The organism is Ruegeria sp. YTSC230 (assembly GCF_059609665.1).
The window spans coordinates 293,239-314,370 of the sequence record NZ_JBXWMC010000002.1; the positions used below are offsets into that span (position 1 = coordinate 293,239).

Consider the following 21,132-nt stretch of genomic DNA (forward strand, 5'->3'; position numbering starts at 1 on the left):
AAAGCCCCGCGCACGACTGATCTGCGGGGCTTTTTGTGATTATTCCGCAGCTGCTTCCAGTTTGTCCTGGGTGCGGGTTTCGAAATCGCTGGCCTCGTGACGTTCGTGCAGCTGGGTATGTGGCTCACCGAACGGGCGGTTGACCATGCGGCCCCGCTGAACGGCAGGGCGTGCGTCGATCGCCTTGGCCCACCGCATGACGTTCTTGTAGGATTCCACGTCTAGGAACTCGGCGGCGCTGTAAAGGCGGCCCAGAACCAGCTGGCCATACCAGGGCCAGATCGCCATGTCCGCGATGGTGTAATCCTCGCCTGCGATATACGTCTTGTCGGCCAGTTCGCGATCCAGAACGTCCAGCTGGCGCTTGGTCTCCATCGTAAAGCGGTCAATTGGGTATTCGAACTTTTCCGGCGCATAGGCGTAGAAATGGCCAAACCCACCGCCCAGATAGGGTGCACTGCCCATCTGCCAGAAGACCCAGTTCATGACTTCCGTACGTTCCGGTCCGGACGCGGGCAAAAACGCGCCAAACTTTTCGGCCAGATGAAACAGGATCGAAGCGCTTTCGAACACGCGTGTCGGCTTGTCGCCCGAGCGATCCCAAAGAGCGGGGATTTTAGAATTTGGGTTGGCCCCGACAAAGCCCGAGCTGAACTGATCGCCTTCGCCGATATTGACCAGCCAGGCGTTGTATTCGGCACCTTCGTGACCCAGCGCCAGCAGTTCCTCCAGCATCACGGTCACTTTCACGCCGTTCGGCGTGGCCAGTGAATAGAGCTGCAGGGGGTGCCGTCCAATCGGCAGATCCTTGTCGTGGGTGGCGCCAGCGATTGGGCGATTGATGTTGGCAAATTGGCCGCCATTCTGGCTGTCCCATGTCCAGACCTTTGGGGGCGTATAGGTCGGTTGCTCGCTCATTTCTTGCCTTTCTTCGCAAAGTGCAGGTGAATTGTCCGTCCATCACAACAGCTAATGTTGCAAAGCACCAAGTCCAACCCCCCAGAGCGCAGCGTTTTTGTAACAATCCTCACCCGACATCTCACGAATTCTCATTCAACGTCACAGCGACGCGAGGGGGACTTCGCAAGCGGTCTGAATCACCTATTGTATGTTCAGACCCGCAAGTTCGGGCAAATCAACAACCCCGAGGACAAAAGGACTTACCACCATGAAACGTTTTGCCCTGACTGTAGCTGCGGCTCTGACCCTTGCCGCTCCGGCCTTTGCTGGTGACCAGTATATTGACGGCACCGGGTTCGCCGTGTCCGGCTACGATGTCGTCGCATACCGTGGTCTAGATCAGGTTGCGGTTGGTCAATCTCAGCCCGCGCCTGTACGCGGCCGTGCAGACATCACTGCGGAATACAATGGTGCCACCTGGGCATTTTCGTCTGAAGAGAACCGCGACAAATTTCAGGAGAACCCAGCCTTCTACGCACCGCAATATGACGGACATTGCGCATACGGTGTGTCGAAGGGCGGCAAAGTCCCGGCGAACCCGAACCTGTGGCGCATCGTCGATGACAAGCTTTACCTGAACATCACCGATGTCGTCGTCGGTTTCTGGGAAGAAGATGTGCCCGGCAATATCAACCTCGCCGAAGGCAACTGGCCGGGGATCGAACCCGATGGCGCATCCACCAGCGTGATCCCGAAATTCACCTCGGAAGGCCCGGTTACAAACTAAGTGGCCACTCACCAAGTCAAAGCTCGGCTCATTTCAGCCGGGCTTTTTTTGTCAATGCGCAAACGAGAATTCGTCCCGCATCTGCTGATCGGCATCGAACCGAATGCGAACGCTTTTGGCCCCGGGGAACGTACGCGCAGTAATCGCTTCGGGCACAACAACCTCGCCACCGCCAGAGTCGTTGGACTGGAAATTCAGCACCTCGGTTTCCGTCTGGCGTGAACTCGCCAAAACCGATGTGGGCAATGCCACGCGGTTTGCACCTTCATAGACCGGCGTTGAGACAAAGAATGTCAAATGGCGGCCAAAGAAGCCGACCGCATCGGGCACATGGTCCGACTTGCACATCAGCTCGGAATCCGGTGTTTCAACCTCGTCTGATCGGTCCGGCAACGCGTTGTTCAGCAGGGCGCGGCATGCGTTGATATCGGCGGTTTCCAGTGTCAGAATACGACGGCGCAGTTTCGGGCGCCGGGGTTTTCCCGATCCAACACCCTTACCCGCCAGCCCTTCTTTACGCAAAAAATCATATGCATCCTTGGCGCGGGTAAATCCGGAGCTATCACCCTTGGCTTGGTCTGGATGACCATGGAACGCAATGTCCCGCCAGGCGCTTCTGATGTCGTCCGAACTGGCGTTTTGATCCAACCCCAGAGCATGCAGTGCTTCTGTGCGGGCTCTGATCTTCTCAACAGTTTCCATAACCCAATTTACTCATTACAAAACAAAAAAACGTCACTTCTTCAGTTTGAGCAGGACGGTGTATTTGTCAAATTTCACGCAAAATTGAAGTGCTTACGGGAACAATTGCAGCGCGTCGCGGCAATTGTTCTTAGTTTCTTTCCTCGCAGTGGGATACTGTCTTTTGGGCCGACCCGATTAGGCCACGTTTTGCAGATCAGCCTTCGGCGTTATGCCAAGGGCAAAACACACATCACGCGTCAATTCCGGCCGGTTCAGCGTGTAGAAATGCAGTTTGTCCACGCCCCCGTCGATCAGGTCCGAGCACAGTTCGGTACACAATGCTGTAGCCAGCAAATCCTCACGATCGTCGCGCACGGCCTTTTCAAACGCCTGTTCGACCCATTGGGGAATGCGCGTGCCGCATCGTTTGGCGAAATTGCGTGCACCCTTCCAGTTCTCGATCGGCAGGATGCCGGGCACGATGGGCTTGTCGATGCCGGCTTTTTCACAGGCGTCCCGGAACCGGAAAAACGTCTCGGCCTCAAAAAAGAACTGGGTCAGGGCCTCATCTGCGCCCGCATCCAGTTTGGCTTTGAGCCAATCAATATCGGTGCGGGCGTTTTGTGCCTCGGGGTGAATGTCGGGGTAGGCGCCGACCCGAATGTTGAACATCTCAGTCTCAGCCAGGGCCGAGATCAGTTCAACCGAATTTGCAAAACCTTCGGGGTGTGGCTCAAAACGATCCTGACCGCTTGGCGGATCACCGCGCAGGGCAACGATATCCTGAACGCCCGCGCGCGCGAAAGTATCCGCGATTTCCAGCGTTTCCTGCCGCGAGGCATCAACACATGTCAAATGGGCGGCAACAGGCAGCCCCGAGGATTTGTGCAGGGTCGCCACCGCATCACGGGTCAGTTCCCGCGTTGTGCCACCCGCACCATAGGTGACCGAGACAAAGCGCGGCTCTAAAGGGGCCAGAGTCTGGACCGTGTCCCAAAGACGAAACGAGGCTTCGAGCGTCTTGGGCGGAAAGAACTCGAATGAAATTTCTGGCTTGGTCATCTCGGCCTCATTTGGTTGGTGTAGAGTCCTTGTGCCAGTTCGGGCAATGTGAGACAAACTCATATTATTCAAGAACAACATGAGTATCGCTGTAATGCACATCGAATTCCGCCACCTGCGTACAATCAAGGCGATCCATGAATGTGGTGGTTTGGCCCGTGCGGCGGATCAATTGAACATCACCCAATCGGCTCTGAGCCACCAAATCAAAGGGTTAGAGGATCAGGCGGGGGTTGAATTGTTCCTACGCCGGTCCAAACCGATGAAGCTGTCTGCGGCCGGGCTGCGCCTGTTGCGTCTGGCCGAACAGATATTGCCGCAAATCCAAGCCGCACAACAGGAATTCTCGTCGCTTCGGGATGGACGCACGGGGCGGATGCATATCGCGATCGAATGTCACGCGTGTTTCGAATGGCTGTTTCCAGTTCTTGAATCTTTCCGGAAATCATGGGGTGATGTGGACGTTGATATCCGCCCAGGTTTGGCATTCGACGCCCTGCCAGCACTGCAAAAAGAAGAGGTGGATCTGGTTGTCTCGTCCGACCCCGAGGACCTGCCGGGCATCGAGTTCATTGAACTGTTTGACTATGATGCCGTCTTTGTCGCTGCATCATCCCACCCGTTGGCGCAGAAAGAGTTCATCGAGGCCGAGGATTTCCGTGGGCAAACCCTGATTACCTATCCGGTCGAGCGCACCCGGCTGGATGTGTTCAGCCAGTTGCTAATACCCGCGCGGGTCGAGCCGGCCGCAATCCGGCAGGTCGAATTGACTGCAGTGATCCTTTTGCTCGTCGCGTCGAACCGCGGTATTTCGGTGCTGCCTGACTGGGTTGTGCGCGAAGTGAAGTACAATTCCGACTACGTCACTCGCCCCCTGACCAAGGGCGGCATCACCCGCAGGCTTTACGCGGCAGTGCGCAGCGAGGACCTAGAAAAACCTTTCGTACAAGAGCTGATCAAGCTGGCCGAAACCGAGGCGCGCAAGCTGCAAGAGCAATAGGCAAAAAACGCGGGTCTGCTATGCGCATCATTCCTCTTGGCAAGGGCGCTTTGCATCAGTATACGCGCGGTTTGACCGGACAGGAGCCTTTGGACAATGGTTGGCAGTGCAAACCTCAACATCATGATCAAAGCCGCGCGTAAGGCGGGGCGTTCTTTGGTCAAGGATTTCCGTGAAGTCGAGAACCTTCAGGTTTCGATGAAAGGCGCAGGCGACTTTGTGTCCAAAGCTGACATTGCTGCCGAGGCGATCCTGAAAGAGGAACTGCTGGGCGCGCGCCCGACCTACGGGTGGCTGGCCGAAGAGGGTGGCGTGATTGAGGGCGAAGACCCGACCCGCCGCTGGATCGTCGACCCGCTGGACGGCACCACGAACTTCTTGCACGGCCTGCCGCACTGGGCGATCTCAATTGCGTTGGAACACAAGGGTAAGATCGTGGCTGGCGTAATCTATGACGCTGCCAAGGATGAGATGTTCTTTGCCGAAAAAGGCGAGGGCGCTTGGATGAATGACATGCGTATCCGCGTCTCGGGCCGTCATCGGATGATCGAGTCGATTTTCTCGACCGGCCTGCCTTTTGGTGGCCGTTCGGACCTGCCTGCAACGCTGCAGGATCTGGCGCGCCTAATGCCTGCTTGTGCTGGTGTGCGCCGTTGGGGTGCCGCTGCGCTGGACATGGCCTATGTCGCAGCGGGACGTTACGAAGGCTTTTGGGAACGTCGGCTGAATGCATGGGATGTGGCCGCTGGGATCATCATCGTCCAAGAAGCGGGCGGATTTGTTCAGGCGCTAAACCCTGAAGGCAACGTTTTGGAAGACGGTGAAGTGATCTGTTCGAACGAGCCGATTTTTGATCAGTTTTCCAAGGTGATCCGAGGCTAATCAGCCATATAGAAATTCCGCAAGCGCGCCCCGATTGAGGCGCGCTTTTTTTGTTTTCAAAGGGTCGCGCGTTGTGCCAGACCTGCTTCGTCCGCCAGCCGCGCGGCGACGGATGCAACAGCGAGGTCCTGCAGACCCACGCCAGTTCCGTCGAACAGGGTGATCTCGTCAGCACTGCTCCGCCCGGGGTGATCGCCGTTGATGACCGCACCAATTGGGGTGATCTGTGTTTCGGTCAAAGTGCCGCTTCCCATGGCGTGCTGTGCCTCGCCAATCGTCGCGGATTGCGCGACCTCGTCGGTGAAAACGGTGGCCGAGGCGACCAGCGCCGGATCGACCTCCATCTTGCCTTTCGTGTCTGTGCCCATACAGGCCAGATGCGTGCCGGGTTTGATCCAGTCTTTCATCAATAGCGGCTCGAACGCCGAGGTGATGGTGATGATGACATCCGATTGGGCACCCAGCTCTTGTTGACTGACGGCTTCGAATTCCAGTCCGATTTCCTCGGCGACAGCCGCCAAACGCGGCAGCATGTCCGGGTGCGGGTTCCAGGCGACAACTTTTTCAAAGTCCCGCTGTTCAGCGGCGGCGCGTAGCTGGAAGGCCGACTGATGTCCGGCGCCAACCATGCCCAGCACTTTGGCGTCTTTTCGGGCAAGTTGTGCGATGGAAACCGCTGATGAAGCTGCTGTTCGCACGGCCGTTAGGTAGTTGCCACCCACCAATGCCGAAAGCCTCCCCGTGTCGGGATCGAACAGAAACACCGTGGATTGGTGATTGGTCAATCCTTGTTCGGCATTGCCCGGCCAATAGCCGCCGGACTTAACGCCCAACACCTGTCCATCCCGATCAAAACCGGATTTGAAACCATACAGCGCATCAGCATAGCCAAGTGCCTCGCGAACGACAGGAAAGTTCCGTGCCCCGCCGTTGGCCATCGCACCAAACACGGATTGGACCGCGTCAAAGGCCTGTTGGCGGCCCACCAGCTGTTCGCACAAGTCTTCGCCCACAATCAGCAGGCCATCTTGCGTGGTCATAGCATCCCTCATCAATAAGCCTTTCCGCGGGCCGACACGGGCCACAGAGCCTCGACCTTGCCGTCGCGCACGCCGACATACCAATCGTGGACGTTGCAGGTGGGATCACAATGTCCGGGCACAAGCCGCAGCTTGTCGTTCACCTTCAAAACGCCGTCGGGATCGCCGATGACACCGTGTTCGTCCGAACATTTGAGGTATTCCACATCGTCGCGCCCAAAGATGAAGGGCAGGCCGCTATCGACCGATTGCGCCTTGAGGCCGGCGTCGCAGATGGCCTTGTCAGTCTTGGCATGGCTCATAACGCTGGTCAGAATGAACAGCGCGTTTTCCCATTCGCCCTGATCGATCCGTTTGCCGTTCTCGTCCAGAATGCGCCCATAATCCGCATCCATGAAAGCATACGATCCGCACTGCAACTCGTTGTAAACGCCTGAATTGCTCTCGAAGTAGTATGATCCTGTTCCGCCACCCGAGACCAGTTCACATTCGATGCCTTCGGCTTTCAAACCGTCAACCGCGTCTTTGACCATGGCGATGGCTGTAGCGAGCTTCTCTTTGCGCGCCTCATAGGTGTCGAGGTGCTGCATCGCGCCCTGATAGGCTTGAATGCCGGTAAACTTCAGGTTTGGCGCAGCGTTGACTGCTTTTGCGATATCGACAACCGCCTGGGTCGTGGTCACACCACACCGACCTGCGCCGCAGTCAATTTCGACAAAGACTTCAAGTTCCGTGCCGTGATCGACAGCGGCTTTGGACAGGTCGGCGACATTGTCGATGTCGTCTACGCACACAATAGTGCGCGCGCCCAATTTGGGCAGTTGCGCCAACCGGTCGATCTTGGCCGGATCACGGACTTGGTTCGACACGAGAACGTCCTTGATGCCGCCCCGCGCGAAAACCTCAGCCTCAGATACCTTTTGACAGCAGACGCCAACCGCACCGCCGAGCTGTTCCTGTAGCTTGGCGACGTCGACGGATTTGTGCATCTTGCCGTGCACGCGGTGGCGCATACCGTGGGCCTTCGCATAATCGCCCATCTTCTTGATGTTCCGCTCCAGCGCATCGAGATCCAGGATCAGGCAAGGGGTCTGGATTTCGCTTTCATCCATGCCGATTGCAGCGGGGATGTCGAACCCGACTTCCAGTTCTTTGATGTTCACAGGTTTGTTCATGTCGTTCCTCCTTACCCTTTCAGCCAGGGCAGTTTGTCCAGATCCACGTTGCCGCCGGTGATGATCACACCGACGCGCTTGCCGCGGCATACGTCCGGGTTCTTGAGTATGGTTGCCAGAGGCACGGCCGATGACGGCTCCATCACGACGCGCAGGTATTTCCACGTCAGCTTCATCGCTTCGATGATCTCGTCGTCAGAGGCGGTGAAAATGTCGGTCACATTTCGGGACACGAAGTGCCACGTGTTCTCTTTCAGCGGCACCAGCAGCCCGTCGGCGATCGTTTTTGGCGCGTCGTCGGCGATGATGTGACCTGCTTTGAAGGACCGGTATGCGTCGTCCGCCTGTTCTGGCTCGGCGGCATAGATCGCGGTGTCAGGTGCCAGGTTCGAAACCGTCAGGCACGTGCCCGAGACCATGCCCCCGCCTCCGATCGGGGCGATGACTGCATCCACTCCGTCTGTCTGCTCCAACATTTCGGCCGAGCAGGTGGCCTGACCCGCAATGACGCGCGGGTCGTTATAAGGGTGCACGAACTCTCCGCCCGTTCTGGCCTGAACTTCGGCAAAGGTCGCCTCGCGGGATGAGGTTGACGGCTCGCACTCCGTGATTGTCCCGCCATAGCGGCGCACGGCGTCCTTTTTGGCTTGCGGCGCAGTGCGCGGCATCACCACGTTGCAGGGAATACCCCGCCGTCCGGCGGCATAAGACAGGGACAAAGCGTGGTTGCCACTGGAGTGTGTGCAAACGCCCTTGGTCGCCATATCATCACTCAGGCCGAAAACCGCGTTGCTCGCACCGCGTACTTTGAACGCGCCGGCTTCTTGGAAGTTCTCGCATTTAAAGAACAGCTGCGCTCCGGTCAGGTCGTTCAAATAGTCCGACACCATGATCGGCGTGCGTCGGATAAAGGGTTTGATCCGTTCATGCGCAGCGCGCATATCGTCGATCGTCAGATCCGCTGCGGGGATGTGATCCAGCATTGCCATCCTCCTCAGGCTGCGGCCTGGGCGCGGTCAGATGGGCCGGTGCGATAATAATCCTGCGCCGCCGCGACCCCGCTGCCCAAAGTGATCGGATAGTTCAGATCGGCCATCGCCATCTCGATTGTGCTGAGGCCGGACAGAACCATCACATCCGTCAGACTGCCCAGATGGCCGATGCGGAACGCCTTACCATTCAGTTGACCCAGTCCAATACCAAAGGACACGCCATAAGCGTTGAACGCGTGGTCAGTGAGTGTGTTGCTATCATACCCGTCGGGCACGTAGATCGCGCTGACAGTGTCAGAATACAGATCAGGCGATTGCGCGACCAGTTTCAGCCCCCAGGCGTCGACGGCGCGGCGCACACCTTCGGCCAGTCGGAAATGCCGGGCATAAACGTTCTCAAGCCCTTCTTCAAACAGCATCTTGAGGCTTTCGCGCATGCCGTAGATCAATTGCAGCGGCGGCGTATAGGGAAACCCGCCCGATGCATTGGCTGCCATCATATCGTCGAAGTCAAAGAAAGTGCGCGGCAGCTTCGCGCTTTTCATCGCGTCCTGTGCCTTGGGGCTGACGCATAGGATTGCCATGCCGGTCGCCAGCATGAACCCCTTTTGCGACCCCGATACGGCGATATCTACACCCCAAGCGTCAAAGTCGAATGGCATGGAGGCCAGAGAGCTGACGCAATCGACAAACAGCATCGCGGGATGGTTTTCCGAATCCATCGCTTGTCGAACGGCGGCGATGTCCGAACGCACACCAGTGGCCGTTTCGTTGTGTGTGACCAGAACAGCGCGGATTTCATGCGCGGTATCATCGGCCAAAGCGGCCTGAAACTGATCAGCGGGCGCGCCGGTGCCCCAAGGGCATTCGACAATCTGAACGTCCAGCCCGTGCCGCTCGCACAGGTCGATCCAGCGATGGCTGAACACGCCATAGCGGGCAACCAGAACCTTGTCGCCGGGGCTGAGTGTGTTGGTCACGGCCGCTTCCCACCCACCGGTGCCGCTGGCTGGGAAGGTCACGATCTGGCCGGTCGTGGTGCCGAACACCTTTTTTGTGTCCTCAAGAACGGGCGCAAAGGTTTCGACAAAATCCGGCGCACGGTGATCCTGCGTCTGAACCTGCATGGCAAGACGCAACCGGTCTGGGATGTTGGTTGGGCCGGGTATGAAAACCGGGTTTTGGTTGGACATCTGTTATTCCTCCGCTTTGGATGTAAGTGTCCGGGAAAACCTCACGGCGCGCAATTTTCTTGAAAAATATTTTCATTTTTGCGATTAAATATTTAACGCGCTGTATTTATGCAGTTTTTCGTTTTTCATTTTTGAATCTCAAAAATGGATGGTTCAGAAATATTCTGGCGTTGTGCAAGGGAGTAGGGTGATGGACAATCAGAAAAGACCGCGCGGCAGACCCAAATCCCTGTTCAAGGAAAGCTCGGCCGGGACCATGCAATCGCTGGATCGGGCGCTGGGCGTTTTGACAACGGTGGCCCGGTTGGAACGCGCGGCACTCAGCGATCTGGCACGCGAGATCGATGTTCCGACGGCCACGACGCACCGCATTCTGGTGACCTTGCAGAAACACGGCTTTGTTGCCTTTGACGACGAGCGTCAGGAATGGATGATCGAGATCGAGGCATACCGGACCGGCGCTTCGTTCCTGCGCCGCAACAGCGTGCTTGAAATCGGGCGCCCAATCCTGAGACGCCTTATGCAGGAGAGCGGTGAGACCGCCAACCTGGCGGTTCCGGATGGGTCCGAGGTGGTCTTTGTCGGGCAGGTCGAAACTCCGAACCCCATTCGCGCCTTTTTCCCGCCCGGGGCAAGAACGCCGATGTATGCCTCGGGCACCGGCAAGGCGATCCTTGCCGCGATGACCGAAACGGGGTTGGCCAAAACGCTAGAGGCAATTGATCCGGTGGAATTCACCGCGAACACGCAGATACCGGGCGACGGACTTCAACAGGATCTTTCCAAGACCCGTGCACGCGGCTGGTCGCATGACCGAGAAGAAAGATATCAGGGCATGTCCTGTATCGGCTCGGCGATTTTCAATGACCGGGGGGAGCCATGTGCAGGGATCTCGGTATCGGGTCCGACCGCTCGGTTTGGCGCGGATCGAGCGCATGTGCTGGGTGAATTGGTTCTGGCCGCAGCGCGGGAAATCACCCATCTTAGCGGCGGCCAGACCCCGAAAACCTGAAGCCCTGCTACCTGCGGGGTACGCGGGGAATACGCGACTGAGTTAGCTTGTACTTGTGTTCAGGATGCGGCGGATGGCCGTGGGTGCGGCCCCAAAAATCAGTGCCGCCGCGCCGCAGCCAGATTGGGATGCACAAGATCAGACCCACAAAAAACCCACCCGTATGCGCCCAATAGGCCACCCCGCCTTCGTCCGGGTTGCTGGCCAGACTGCCAAAGAACTGCATAGCTAACCAGACCCCCAGCATGACAAAGGCAGGTATTGTGAAAATGCGAAAATAGACGATGAGTATCAGCAGGATATCCACGCGGGCCTTTGGGAATAGCAGCAGGTAACCACCCATGACACCCGCAATCGCACCGGATGCGCCAATGGTCGGCACGACCGAGCCCGGCGCTGTGAAAACATGGATCAGACCCGCCCCGATTCCGGCTGCAGTATAGAACAGCAGAAAGGGCAGGTGGCCCATTTCATCTTCGAGGTTGTCGCCGAAAATCCACAGGAACAGCATGTTTCCGGCCAGATGCATCCAACCTCCGTGCAGAAACATCGAGGTCACCAGTGTCTCAAACGCAAAACCGTCCGTGATCCGCGCCGGGATAATCGCATAGTCGTAGTATAGCTGATTGATCAGCCGAGCATCGTTCATGATACCCACATAGCTGAGGAATATCAGGATATTGGCCGCCATCAGCAAATAGACGACATAAGGTGTTCGCCCCGAAGGGTTATGGTCGCGGATTGGAAACATGAGGCGACGCTGGGCTTTTCCCGGCCCAGCGTCAAGGCATGCTTACGCCGCACCCCCAAGCAATGCGGCATTGCCGCCTGCGGCTGTTGTATCAACGCACAGGTGACGCTCGGCCAGAACCCGTGCGCGGTCCGGAAGGCCGGGGATCAGCGGCAGGATCGGACCGTCCCGGCGGGCGAGGTGACGTTCGATCTCACGCGCTGTGTCGTCATCGCCCCACCAAAGAACGCCCGATATCCCGGTCACGTTCTCCAACCGATGCAAGTCTAACGAACCGGTCGCCTGAATGGCCGTACCACCCAGCGCCTGAACGGCGTCGGTCTGTACACGTGCGGCCTCGGCTCCGGGACCCAGGCACAGCAATGGCGCGCGTGGGAATTCGCTCAACCGGTTGGATTCGCCCGTCGGGCCGGGCAGGGATTGGGTCTGCACCGACGCGGGCGTACCCTGAACATCGGGAAGCTCGCTCATTGGGTGGTCCCAATGTTCGTCGGACTGCTGCCGGTCCGGGGCGCAGAACCGCGTCATGTAATTCGGCCCACCCGCCTTGGGGCCTGTGCCCGAAAGCCCCTCACCGCCAAATGGCTGAGATCCTACGATGGCGCCGATTTGGTTGCGGTTGACGTAGATATTGCCCGCATGCACCGCTTCGGTGATGTGTTGCACCCGGTCGTCAATACGTGTGTGCAAACCAAATGTCAGTCCGTACCCGGTTGCGTTAATGTCCGCGATCACCTGATCAATCTCAGATGCCTTGAAGCGAACGACATGCAGGACAGGGCCAAAAATCTCACGCTTCAGCGCGGAAATGCCGGGTATCTCAATAAGTGTTGGGGCGATGAATGTCCCTTCCGGCGGTATGGGCGTGTCCTTTAAAACGCGGCCTGCGGCGCGGGCATGGGCAACGTGATCTGCAATGCCCTGGCGCGCCGACTCGTCAACAACCGGTCCGCAATCGGTTGAGATCAACCAAGGATCTCCGACCTGTAGAGCCTGCATTGCACCGGTTAGCATTGTCAGCAAATCGTCGGCGATATCTTCCTGGACATAGAGACACCGCAAGGCAGAACACCGCTGCCCGGCAGATTGAAACGCGCTTTCGATGATAGACTGAACGGCCTGTTCGGGCAGGGCGGTACTGTCCACGATCATCGCGTTCAACCCGCCGGTCTCGGCGATCAGAGGCGTGCCGGGGCGCAGGTTGTCGGCCATGGCTGCGCGTATTTTCAACGCGGTCGCCGTCGATCCGGTAAACGCCACGCCGGATACACGCGGATCAGAGGTCAACGCCACACCAACGGACGGGCCGCCGGGCAATAATTGCAGCACGTCGCGGGGAACTCCGGCCTCGTGCAGCAATTGAACGGCCCGATGCGAGATCAGTGGCGTTTGCGGTGCGGGCTTGGCCAGAACTGCGTTGCCTGTGGCTAAGGCTGCTGAAATCTGGCCTGTGAAGATAGCGAGCGGGAAGTTCCATGGGCTGATGCAGGTGAAAACGCCTGCCGGTTCCGCATCGGGAATGTTCGCAGCGTAGTAGCGCAGGAAATCGACCGCCTCACGCAGTTCGGCAACGGCATCGGGCAGGGACTTACCTGCCTCGCGCGCGAGCAAGGCGAAAAGCTCGCCGAAATGAGCCTCATATAGATCGGCAGCAGTATTCAAGATACGCGACCGTTCTGCTGGTGGTGCCTGCCACGGTGCCGCGGAATTCAGGGCAAGCTCGACATCCTCGGCGCTGGCGGGGGCGATTGCTCCGGGGCGATCCTGCGGTTGGGCCGGATTGGTAACCGGTTGGTCCTGTTCCGGGCTTGCATCGCCGGACAACAGCGGCTGCGCATACCAGTGGTGCGCCCGGAATGCATCCCGCGCGGCGTCGATCTTGTCCAATGTCGGGGTGTGGTGAAGGTCGAAACCCTTCGAATTGACGCGTTCCGGTTGGAACAGGTTCGGTCCGGTTGGCAGCGGTCGTGCCTGATCCACAATGGTCAGGAACGGATCAGCGGCGACCTCTTCCGGCGGAACGTTCTCGTCCACGATTTGGTTAACGAATGACGAGTTTGCACCGTTCTCCAGCAGACGCCGCACCAGATAGGCCAGCAGGTCCCGATGCGCCCCGACCGGCGCATAGATCCGGCACCGTGTGTTGTTTTGGTCTTTGACAAGCTGGTGCAGGGTTTCTCCCATTCCATGCAGGCGCTGGAACTCGAATGGCTGGTCATCGGCCATATGAAGGATCGCACTGACCGTATGGGCGTTGTGGGTGGCAAATTGCGGGTAAATTCGATCGGTCAAACCCAGCAGTTTCCGCGCATTCGAGATGTAGGAAATGTCCGTGGCCGCCTTGCGGGTGAACACGGGAAAGCCATCGATGCCTTCAACCTGAGCTCGTTTGACCTCGGTATCCCAGTAGGCCCCTTTGACCAAACGAACCATCAGCTTTCGATCGTGACGCCCGGCCATGTCATACAGTGTGTCCAGCACGATCCCGGCGCGCGGGCCATAAGCCTGAACGACGATACCCAGGCCGCCCCAACCATCCAGGGCCGGTTCGGCCATCACCGCCTCAATCACCTGCAAAGACAAGGAGAGGCGATCTGCTTCTTCAGCGTCTACATTTAAGCCCATACCTGCTGCCTTGGCCAAAAGGGCCAAGGCCCGCAACCGGGGCACCAGTTCTTCCATGACTTCTGCTTCTTGCGCCAACTCATAGCGTGGATGGAGCGCCGACAGCTTGACGGAAATCCCCGGATTGGCCCGGATATCGTCGTGAATGCAGGCTTCGGCGATTGCAGCAATCGCCCGTGAGTAGGACAGGTGATAGCGGGCGGCATCGGCTTCGGTTCGCGCGGCCTCTCCTAGCATGTCGTAGGAATAGGTGTAGCCCTTAGCCTCCATGCCGCTGGCGCGGTCCAAGGCGGATTGGATGGTCTCGCCTAAGACAAACTGGCGACCCATTTCCTTCATCGCGCGCCCGACGGCCGTTCGGATTACGGGTTCGCCCAGCCGTTTGATCGCACCGCGCAAGACACCGACCGGAGAGGTCTTGTCTTCATCCAGCACCTTGCCTGTAAGCATCAGGGCCCATGTGGACGCATTGACCAGAGACGATGAGGATTGACCCAGATGCTTGCCCCAATCCGACGGGGCAATCTTGTCCTCGATCAGCGCGTCGATGGTGTCGGCATCGGGTACGCGCAGCAGCGCCTCGGCCAGACACATCAACGCGATGCCTTCGTCGGTGGACAGGCCGTATTCGGCCAGGAACACTTCCATCATACCGGGTGAGGTGCTGGACCTGATATCAAGCACCAATTGCGCCGCAGCCGCGCAGATCGCGGCGCGGTCGGCTTCGCTCAGATCAGCATTTGCGATCAACGCGTCAAGAATTCTCGACGGATCGGCATAGGTTTTGGCATCAATGCGGGCGCGCAGGCTGTGTGACATGTGTCCTCCGGTCTTTTGAGTAATATAGTGTCGATTTTTCGGGACGATTGCCTTAGTTTTGTCTTTGGTCAGGCGATCAGCCTGTTTTTTGAGGTTTTGGCGATGCAAAAAGACTTTCCGGGGCTGGATCGGTTTGACACATCAATTCTGGCGATTCTGGCCGAGGACGGCCGGATCCCCATCGCCGATCTCGCGCGGCGTATCGGGCTTTCGAAATCCCCAACTCAAGCACGTGTGAAGAGACTTGAGGCTGATGGCATCATTACCGGATATCGTGCCTTGCTGGACCCCATTCGCCTTGGTTTGGACCACGTAGCCTTTGTCGAAGTCCGATTGACTGACACGCGCGAGAGAGCTTTAGCCGATTTCAACGCGGCCGTTCGTAAAGTGCCTGAGATCGAACAAGCCCATATGATTGCGTCGAATTTTGACTATCTTCTGAAAATTCGCACCGGGTCTATGTCGGAATACCGCGCGGTTCTGGCCGAAAAGATCTCATCATTGCCGCATGTCGCCAGCACTTCAACCTTTGTCGCGATGGAGGCTGTGAAAGAGACCGGGATGTCTGGGGCCTTGGATGCGATGGGTTGACGAACACGTTGCACGCGTCACCATTGGCGCATGAAACGCTTTGCTTACGCCTCAATTTTCTATGCTGCGACCGTTTTTGCGGCCAATGCGCAAGACTGCCCTGTCGCGCCAGACCATTCCGCAGATGTATCGGCGGTTCTGGAACAGATACAAAGCGCTGAAACCGAACAGTCCGCTCGTGCACTGTCCGGTCAGTTATGGGAGTTCTGGACCGATGCCCCGGACGAAAGCGCGCAGGCCGTTCTGGACCGTGGCATGACACGTCGAAATGCATGGGACTTGCTGGGCGCGATTGAAGATTTTGACAAGCTGGTCGCGTACTGCCCGTCCTACGCCGAAGGGTACAACCAACGCGCATTCGCCCACTACCTGCTCCAGGATTTTCAATCCGCGCTGCCCGACTTGGACAAGGCAATCGAGTTGTCACCCAACCATGTTGCCGCGATCAGTGGCCGTGCGTTGACTTTGTTGGGGCTTCAACGCGTTGATGAAGCCCGCGAGGCGTTGTCTCAGGCATTGGAACTGAACCCTTGGCTATCGGAACGTCATCTCATGGCTCCGGGAGGACCGCTGGCCGTGCCGGGTGAGGATATCTGAAAAAAACGCCCCCGATCCGCAAGGCCGGGGGCGTTTTGATTATTAAGGTTTTAGCCGACCAGACCGTTATCGGTACGCTTGATTGCTATAACCGACGACCGTGGCGTGCCGCCGTCCGGCCAATTGCTGCCGGGGTGCTGAATGCCGACAAACATGGTGCGCAGATCGCTGGACCAGGCGAGACCGGTAACCTCACAGCCGTTCGGGCCGGTCATGAAGCGCGCGATCTCGCCGGTGATCGGGTCACCAACCAGCATCTGGTTGTTGCCGTTGCCTGCGAAGTCTCCTTCATTGTCGTCATTGCCGTCCGTCTGGATCCAGATCAACCCGGTCGAGTCTATCACCATGCCATCGGGCGAGTTGAACAGGTTCCCTTCATTCACGTTTGCCGAGCCGGCGCGATCGTCCGAGTGAACCGTCGGATTGCCCGCCATCACGTACAGGTCCCAATCGAACCCTTCGGCGGCGTGGTCGTCATTTGCGGGGCGCCAGCGCACGATCTGACCGTACTTGTTGGCCTCGCGCGGGTTGGGGGCGTTGACCGAGGTGTCATCTCCACCGGCGTTAGCCTTCACGCCGCGGTTCTTGTTGTTGGTCAGACAGCAATACGCTTCTACCGCAACAGGGCTGGATGCGACCCATTCAGGGCGGTCCATGGTCGTGCCGCCGGCCTTGGACGCGGCCATACGGGTAAAGACTGCGATATCGGCTTCGTCCATCCCGGTGGTTTCCGGTGTCAGAGCCAGCCATTCGCCCTTCATGTCGTCGTTGAACTTGGCGACGTAGAGCGTGCCGTCGTTCAGCAGGCCCTCGGTTTCACCTCCCGGTTGGTAGGTGCCGTTCGAAACAAACTTGTACAGGTACTCGCCCCGCTCATCGTCGCCCATGTAGACAACAACACGACCATCTGCGGCCAGAGTGACCTCGGCATTCTCGTGCTTGAAACGGCCCAGACCGGTGTGCTTGACCGGCGTGCTGTCGGGCTTGGTCGGGTCGATTTCGACGATCCAGCCCGCGCGGTGCGGCTCGTTCGGGTTTTTCGACGTATCGAAACGAGCATCGAACAGTTCATAGCCGTTCCAGCTTTCGGCCTTCACACCATAGCGCTTGAAGCCATCTGCAACCTTTTGGTCGTAAGTGGCGTTTTCATCGCTAGACCCGAAGTAGCCGTTAAAGTTCTCTTCGCAGGTCAGGTAGGTACCCCACGGAGTTTTACCCGCACCACAGTTGTTCATCGTACCTAGCGACGTGGTTCCGGTCGGATCAGCTTCAGTTTTCAGCAGGTCGTGACCTACGGCCGGGCCAACGATCTTCATCGGCGTATTGTGGTGGATACGACGGTTGAAAGGGCTGTCCTTGACGACCGACCAGCCATCGGGGCCTTCGGTGATTTCCATCACGGTGACACCTTGAATGTTCTGCAACTTCAAAACATCGTCGGCGTTGGCCGGAACACCTTCCTGCGCGGCGGGCAGGTTGATCTTGCGGTTCGGGTATTCGTGGTTGATCGCGATCAACTCGTGGCCCTGGAACGAGAATGTCTCCATCCCGTCGGTGTTTTCACCGAAGATGCGGTCCGATTTTTCAACTGGGCCACCATCGGTGATGTCATAGCCGTCGGCATCGGAAAACAGCGGGTCGCCCCAGCGCGTCATAACCTTCCACTCATAGCCTTCAGGTACGTGAACAGTGCCGTCAGTCTGTGCGGCAATCGGAGTAAAGGCAAAGCGCGAGGCCGTAACAGCGTGTGCTGCAGTTGAGCCCAGCAGGCCCGTGCCCATTGCGCCGGCACCCGAGCCAAAGGCCACTACGCCAGCCAGAAACCCACGGCGCGAGATGGCGTTTTCGACGACGCGATCAAAATCGTTTTCTTCGGGGCGGGGGAAATGCAGCTCGTCCCAATCGTCGGCGGACAGGGTGGTGTTATCAACGTCTTTCATGAATGGCTCCTGGCTGTCTTAGAGTAGTCGATGAAAGGCATGTAGGGCGACTTTGTGACATGTTCTTAACAACATTATTAATGACTTCATTTGGCCCTCAAGAAAAAGCAATCGGCTGGCGAAAGCATACCAAAGCTTTCTGCCAGCCGCGCTTGTTATCTTGGTAAAATGTTGTTGTGACGATCAGGTTGTGTGATCCCAGCAGTATGCCGGTTTAAGCCAGCCGCTGCCCTGCTTCGTCAAAGCGATAGGCCTTCTCGGATGCATATCCGAATCGCAACTCCTGACCTTCGGCGATGGCATGCTGGCCAAACAAACGGGCTGTGACGTCGTGGTCCTGAACTTTGGCTATCACATTGGTGTCCCCGCCCAACTTTTCCACATGGCTGACACGCGCGGCAAGCGGGCCGTCATCTGACAGGAACAGGTCCTCGGGGCGAATTCCGATCGTGTTCTGACCGCTTTCTTGAACTAACGCTTCAGGCAGGAAGTTCATGGAAGGTGAGCCCAGGAACCCGGCGACGAATTGATTTGCGGGGTTGTTGTACAGTTCCATCGGGCTACCGATCTGCTCGACCCGACCATCGCGCAAAACAACGATCTTGTCGGCCAACGTCATGGCTTCGGTCTGGTCATGGGTGACGTAGATCATCGATGCATCCAAAGCACGGTGCAGATTGGCGATCTCGATCCGAGTGTTCATTCGCAGGGCGGCGTCCAGATTGGACAGCGGCTCATCAAACAGGAACAGTTTAGGTTCACGCACAATGGCGCGCCCGATGGCGACGCGCTGGCGCTGGCCACCTGACAGCTCGGACGGGTAACGGTCCAAATAGGGTTCAAGGTTCAGCATCCGGCTGGCTTTGGCGACACGGCCTTCGATTTCCGATTTGGGCTGCTTTTCCTGCTTCAGCGCAAGGGTCATATTGCCCCGAACGCTGAGGTGAGGGTAGAGTGCATAGCTTTGGAAAACCATCGCGATCCCACGCTTGGATGGTGGCACCAGATTGACTTGCTGCCCGCCAATGTTGATCTCACCTGACGATGCATCCTCTAGCCCTGCAATCACGCGCAACAGGGTGGACTTGCCACAGCCCGACGGTCCGACAAAGACGACGAATTCGCCTTCTTCGACTTCCAGGGTGATGTCTTTCAGGACATGCACGTTGCCAAAGGACTTGTTCACATTGTTCAGCGTCAGGGCGGTCATGATGCGGGCTCCTCAAGGGAAACGGGCTGGCCGGTTCGGATACTTTGATCCGCAGCCAGACAAATGGCGAGCGATTGGACGGCGTCATTCATATGACGGGTCAGGTCGATATCTTCGGCGATGGCGCGCAGCATATAAGCCTGCTCAGCATCACAAAGGTCTTGATGGCCGGGTTCGTCCGGCATCTCGATCGTGTGGTCGCCTTGCGGTGTATGGACCAGCAAGCCGCCGACTTTGGTATGGCCGTCGATGTCGGCAGACGCACCCTTGTTTCCGTCGGTGATCGAGACCGACCCGTTGGGCGACACGATATCTTTCACGAAGAACGCTGTTTCCGACATCATCGGGCCCCATCCAGCCTCGTACCAGCCGACCGAGCCGTCGTCGAAGACCACCTGAAACTGGCCGTAATTGTACATGTCCGGTGCGATTTCATCCGACAGGCGCAGGCCCATACCATGCACTCGGAGGGGCTGCGCGTCAGTGATCTGGCACATCACGTCGACATAGTGCACGCCACAATCGACAATGGGCGAAGTGGTCTGCATCAGTGCCTTATGCGTTTCCCATTCCGCGCCCGACGACTGCTGGTTCAGGTTCAAACGGAACACGTAGGGCCCGCCAAGACTGCGCGCCTCATCGATCAGCCGCATCCAAGAGGGGTGATGGCGCAGGATATACCCAACCACCAGCTTACGATTCAGCCGGGTTGCTGTTTCGACCACACGCCGGGCATCGGCGACATTAGTGGCCAGCGGTTTTTCAACAAACACATGTGCGCCGGCCTCCATCGCCGCGCAGGCGAAATCCGCGTGGCTATCAGAGTAGGTGGCGACCACGACCAGATCGGGTTTCGTTTCAGCCAGCGCCGTGTCGAAATCGGAATAGGCCGGATAATCGGTGAGATGCGGGTGATCCACACGGCCAGACCGGTTCACCAAACCAACGATCTGCGCGTCGGGGCGGTGATGGTGCGCCAGCGCGTGGCTCAAACCCATATTGCCGAGACCTGCAACCAGAACGCGGGTCATTTGACTGCTCCGGATGTGATGCCGCGGATCAGCTGTCGCGAGAAGATGACATACAGGACAAGCACCGGCAGGATCGCCATCGACAGGGCTGACAGAACTGCGTTCCAGTCCGTCACGAACTGTCCGATGAACACTTGGCTGCCCAGCGTCAATGTCTTGGTCTCTTCAGCCGGAGCGAGGATCAGCGGGAACCAAAGGTCGTTCCAGATCGGGATCATGTTGAACACGGCCACGGTCGCCATCGCGGGCCTGACCAGAGGCAGAACAAGGCGGAAGAATATCGTGTATTCAGATAGTCCGTCGATACGCCCGGCATTCTTCAGGTCATCGCTGACTTGTCGCATGAATTCGGACAGGATGAATACGGCCAATGGTAATCCCTGGGCCGTGTATACAAGGATCAGCGCCCAGAGCGAGTTCACCAGCCCGGTCGCCACCATCATCTCAAGGATTGCCACGGTGCCGATGCGGATTGGGATCATGATCCCCAGCGCCAGATACAGCCCCATGATCAGGTTGCCCTTGAACTGGTATTCCGACAACGCATAGGCGGCCATCGCGCCAAAAAGCAGGATGAAGGACAGCGATGCCACGGTGACAATCATCGAGTTTTGGAAATACAGGAAGAAGTCCCCCTGCTTCATCACCGTCTCATAGCCGATCATCGAGAAGCTGTCCGCATTGGGCAGGGCCAGTGGTTCACGGAAGATCGCGCGGCGGGATTTGAAGCTGTTGATCAGGATCACAAAGACCGGAAACAGCGCGATCAGCGTGTACAGGATCAGCGCGCCGTGCATCGCGACCATGTTGAGGGGGGTATGACGTGCTTTGTTCATCGCGT

At 57.9% G+C, this 21,132-nt stretch carries 19 protein-coding genes; 6 read left to right on the top strand and 13 right to left on the bottom strand.

Going from position 1 to position 21,132, the window contains the following annotated elements:
• Positions 1-39: 39 nt before the first annotated feature.
• Complete coding sequence (gene yghU / locus AC2FD9_RS05485; RefSeq protein WP_282151734.1) at positions 40-918, bottom strand: glutathione-dependent disulfide-bond oxidoreductase; 879 nt, start codon at positions 916-918, stop codon at positions 40-42.
• A gap of 250 nt (positions 919-1,168) precedes the next feature.
• Between yghU and AC2FD9_RS05490 the strand changes: the two genes are divergently transcribed.
• Positions 1,169-1,687 carry a YHS domain-containing (seleno)protein gene (locus tag AC2FD9_RS05490; RefSeq protein WP_496835772.1) on the top strand — a complete coding sequence of 173 codons (519 nt, stop codon included), beginning with the start codon at positions 1,169-1,171 and terminating at the stop codon, positions 1,685-1,687.
• A 51-nt stretch (positions 1,688-1,738) separates the two neighbouring features.
• Here AC2FD9_RS05490 and AC2FD9_RS05495 read toward each other — a convergent pair whose 3' ends face one another.
• Both AC2FD9_RS05495 and metF read right to left on the bottom strand, forming a co-directional pair.
• Entirely contained in the window at positions 1,739-2,389 is a 651-nt protein-coding gene (locus AC2FD9_RS05495; protein ID WP_472723168.1) for a J domain-containing protein, read from the bottom strand.
• Positions 2,390-2,566: 177 nt separating this feature from the next.
• Positions 2,567-3,433 (bottom strand): methylenetetrahydrofolate reductase [NAD(P)H], encoded by an 867-nt coding sequence (gene metF / locus AC2FD9_RS05500; RefSeq protein ID WP_109313221.1) that lies wholly within the window; start codon positions 3,431-3,433, stop codon positions 2,567-2,569.
• A gap of 94 nt (positions 3,434-3,527) precedes the next feature.
• Between metF and AC2FD9_RS05505 the strand changes: the two genes are divergently transcribed.
• Both AC2FD9_RS05505 and AC2FD9_RS05510 read left to right on the top strand, forming a co-directional pair.
• Entirely contained in the window at positions 3,528-4,433 is a 906-nt protein-coding gene (locus tag AC2FD9_RS05505) for a LysR family transcriptional regulator (RefSeq protein WP_058275735.1), read from the top strand.
• 96 nt (positions 4,434-4,529) lie between these two features.
• Entirely contained in the window at positions 4,530-5,315 is a 786-nt protein-coding gene (locus tag AC2FD9_RS05510; RefSeq protein ID WP_282119024.1) for an inositol monophosphatase family protein, read from the top strand.
• A 56-nt stretch (positions 5,316-5,371) separates the two neighbouring features.
• Here the strand turns inward: AC2FD9_RS05510 and bhcD are convergent, their stop codons facing one another.
• The 4 genes from bhcD to bhcA are packed head-to-tail and all read right to left on the bottom strand — an operon-like array spanning position 5,372 to position 9,715.
• Positions 5,372-6,355: an iminosuccinate reductase BhcD gene (gene bhcD / locus AC2FD9_RS05515; protein WP_109313351.1), complete on the bottom strand. Its 984-nt coding sequence runs from the start codon at positions 6,353-6,355 to the stop codon at positions 5,372-5,374.
• Positions 6,356-6,366: 11 nt separating this feature from the next.
• Positions 6,367-7,530 carry a 3-hydroxy-D-aspartate aldolase BhcC gene (bhcC, locus tag AC2FD9_RS05520; protein ID WP_496835775.1) on the bottom strand — a complete coding sequence of 388 codons (1,164 nt, stop codon included), beginning with the start codon at positions 7,528-7,530 and terminating at the stop codon, positions 6,367-6,369.
• Positions 7,531-7,541: 11 nt separating this feature from the next.
• The gene (bhcB, locus tag AC2FD9_RS05525) at positions 7,542-8,513 is read right to left on the bottom strand and encodes a beta-hydroxyaspartate dehydratase BhcB (RefSeq protein WP_496835776.1); all 972 of its coding nucleotides are present in this window, start codon (positions 8,511-8,513) and stop codon (positions 7,542-7,544) included.
• Positions 8,514-8,524: 11 nt separating this feature from the next.
• Positions 8,525-9,715, bottom strand: a complete 1,191-nt coding sequence (bhcA, locus tag AC2FD9_RS05530) for an L-aspartate--glyoxylate aminotransferase BhcA (RefSeq protein WP_472723171.1) — start codon at positions 9,713-9,715, stop codon at positions 8,525-8,527.
• Between the two features lie 190 nt (positions 9,716-9,905).
• Here bhcA and AC2FD9_RS05535 point away from each other — a divergent pair, with 190 nt between their 5' ends.
• Positions 9,906-10,727 (top strand): IclR family transcriptional regulator, encoded by an 822-nt coding sequence (locus AC2FD9_RS05535; RefSeq protein ID WP_496835779.1) that lies wholly within the window; start codon positions 9,906-9,908, stop codon positions 10,725-10,727.
• A 7-nt stretch (positions 10,728-10,734) separates the two neighbouring features.
• On the opposite strand, the gene AC2FD9_RS05540 is transcribed toward AC2FD9_RS05535, so the two are convergent.
• A complete protein-coding gene (locus tag AC2FD9_RS05540; protein ID WP_496738158.1) occupies positions 10,735-11,478 on the bottom strand; it encodes a rhomboid family intramembrane serine protease in 744 nt (247 codons plus the stop codon).
• Between the two features lie 42 nt (positions 11,479-11,520).
• The gene (gene putA / locus AC2FD9_RS05545; RefSeq protein WP_496835782.1) at positions 11,521-14,922 is read right to left on the bottom strand and encodes a bifunctional proline dehydrogenase/L-glutamate gamma-semialdehyde dehydrogenase PutA; all 3,402 of its coding nucleotides are present in this window, start codon (positions 14,920-14,922) and stop codon (positions 11,521-11,523) included.
• Between the two features lie 102 nt (positions 14,923-15,024).
• On the opposite strand from putA, the gene AC2FD9_RS05550 reads away from it, so the two are divergent.
• Together AC2FD9_RS05550 and AC2FD9_RS05555 are read left to right on the top strand one after the other, a co-directional pair.
• Positions 15,025-15,513, top strand: a complete 489-nt coding sequence (locus tag AC2FD9_RS05550; protein ID WP_058275736.1) for an Lrp/AsnC family transcriptional regulator — start codon at positions 15,025-15,027, stop codon at positions 15,511-15,513.
• A 30-nt stretch (positions 15,514-15,543) separates the two neighbouring features.
• Complete coding sequence (locus AC2FD9_RS05555) at positions 15,544-16,110, top strand: tetratricopeptide repeat protein (protein ID WP_496835784.1); 567 nt, start codon at positions 15,544-15,546, stop codon at positions 16,108-16,110.
• A gap of 50 nt (positions 16,111-16,160) precedes the next feature.
• Here the strand turns inward: AC2FD9_RS05555 and AC2FD9_RS05560 are convergent, their stop codons facing one another.
• The 4 genes from AC2FD9_RS05560 to AC2FD9_RS05575 form a co-directional block, all read right to left on the bottom strand.
• On the bottom strand, positions 16,161-18,050 hold the full coding sequence (locus AC2FD9_RS05560; protein WP_496835786.1) for a PhoX family protein: 1,890 nt from the start codon (positions 18,048-18,050) through the stop codon (positions 16,161-16,163).
• 214 nt (positions 18,051-18,264) lie between these two features.
• The gene (locus AC2FD9_RS05565) at positions 18,265-19,260 is read right to left on the bottom strand and encodes an ABC transporter ATP-binding protein (protein WP_058275591.1); all 996 of its coding nucleotides are present in this window, start codon (positions 19,258-19,260) and stop codon (positions 18,265-18,267) included.
• Positions 19,257-20,291 carry a Gfo/Idh/MocA family protein gene (locus AC2FD9_RS05570; RefSeq protein ID WP_496835788.1) on the bottom strand — a complete coding sequence of 345 codons (1,035 nt, stop codon included), beginning with the start codon at positions 20,289-20,291 and terminating at the stop codon, positions 19,257-19,259. The genes AC2FD9_RS05565 and AC2FD9_RS05570 overlap by 4 nt, the downstream gene beginning before the upstream one ends.
• Positions 20,288-21,127, bottom strand: coding sequence for a carbohydrate ABC transporter permease (locus AC2FD9_RS05575; protein ID WP_282168923.1), 840 nt, complete (start codon positions 21,125-21,127; stop codon positions 20,288-20,290). Before AC2FD9_RS05575 ends, AC2FD9_RS05570 begins: the two co-directional genes overlap by 4 nt.
• Positions 21,128-21,132: the final 5 nt, after the last annotated feature.

What these genes read in the sequence shown, in the direction of transcription:
- yghU (WP_282151734.1), bottom strand. Translation starts at nt 918, where the DNA reads ATGAGCGAGCAACCGACCTATACGCCCCCAAAGGTCTGGACATGGGAC.
- AC2FD9_RS05490 (WP_496835772.1), top strand. Translation starts at nt 1,169, where the DNA reads ATGAAACGTTTTGCCCTGACTGTAGCTGCGGCTCTGACCCTTGCCGCT.
- AC2FD9_RS05495 (WP_472723168.1), bottom strand. Translation starts at nt 2,389, where the DNA reads ATGGAAACTGTTGAGAAGATCAGAGCCCGCACAGAAGCACTGCATGCT.
- metF (WP_109313221.1), bottom strand. Translation starts at nt 3,433, where the DNA reads ATGACCAAGCCAGAAATTTCATTCGAGTTCTTTCCGCCCAAGACGCTC.
- AC2FD9_RS05505 (WP_058275735.1), top strand. Translation starts at nt 3,528, where the DNA reads ATGCACATCGAATTCCGCCACCTGCGTACAATCAAGGCGATCCATGAA.
- AC2FD9_RS05510 (WP_282119024.1), top strand. Translation starts at nt 4,530, where the DNA reads ATGGTTGGCAGTGCAAACCTCAACATCATGATCAAAGCCGCGCGTAAG.
- bhcD (WP_109313351.1), bottom strand. Translation starts at nt 6,355, where the DNA reads ATGACCACGCAAGATGGCCTGCTGATTGTGGGCGAAGACTTGTGCGAA.
- bhcC (WP_496835775.1), bottom strand. Translation starts at nt 7,530, where the DNA reads ATGAACAAACCTGTGAACATCAAAGAACTGGAAGTCGGGTTCGACATC.
- bhcB (WP_496835776.1), bottom strand. Translation starts at nt 8,513, where the DNA reads ATGCTGGATCACATCCCCGCAGCGGATCTGACGATCGACGATATGCGC.
- bhcA (WP_472723171.1), bottom strand. Translation starts at nt 9,715, where the DNA reads ATGTCCAACCAAAACCCGGTTTTCATACCCGGCCCAACCAACATCCCA.
- AC2FD9_RS05535 (WP_496835779.1), top strand. Translation starts at nt 9,906, where the DNA reads ATGGACAATCAGAAAAGACCGCGCGGCAGACCCAAATCCCTGTTCAAG.
- AC2FD9_RS05540 (WP_496738158.1), bottom strand. Translation starts at nt 11,478, where the DNA reads ATGTTTCCAATCCGCGACCATAACCCTTCGGGGCGAACACCTTATGTC.
- putA (WP_496835782.1), bottom strand. Translation starts at nt 14,922, where the DNA reads ATGTCACACAGCCTGCGCGCCCGCATTGATGCCAAAACCTATGCCGAT.
- AC2FD9_RS05550 (WP_058275736.1), top strand. Translation starts at nt 15,025, where the DNA reads ATGCAAAAAGACTTTCCGGGGCTGGATCGGTTTGACACATCAATTCTG.
- AC2FD9_RS05555 (WP_496835784.1), top strand. Translation starts at nt 15,544, where the DNA reads ATGAAACGCTTTGCTTACGCCTCAATTTTCTATGCTGCGACCGTTTTT.
- AC2FD9_RS05560 (WP_496835786.1), bottom strand. Translation starts at nt 18,050, where the DNA reads ATGAAAGACGTTGATAACACCACCCTGTCCGCCGACGATTGGGACGAG.
- AC2FD9_RS05565 (WP_058275591.1), bottom strand. Translation starts at nt 19,260, where the DNA reads ATGACCGCCCTGACGCTGAACAATGTGAACAAGTCCTTTGGCAACGTG.
- AC2FD9_RS05570 (WP_496835788.1), bottom strand. Translation starts at nt 20,291, where the DNA reads ATGACCCGCGTTCTGGTTGCAGGTCTCGGCAATATGGGTTTGAGCCAC.
- AC2FD9_RS05575 (WP_282168923.1), bottom strand. Translation starts at nt 21,127, where the DNA reads ATGAACAAAGCACGTCATACCCCCCTCAACATGGTCGCGATGCACGGC.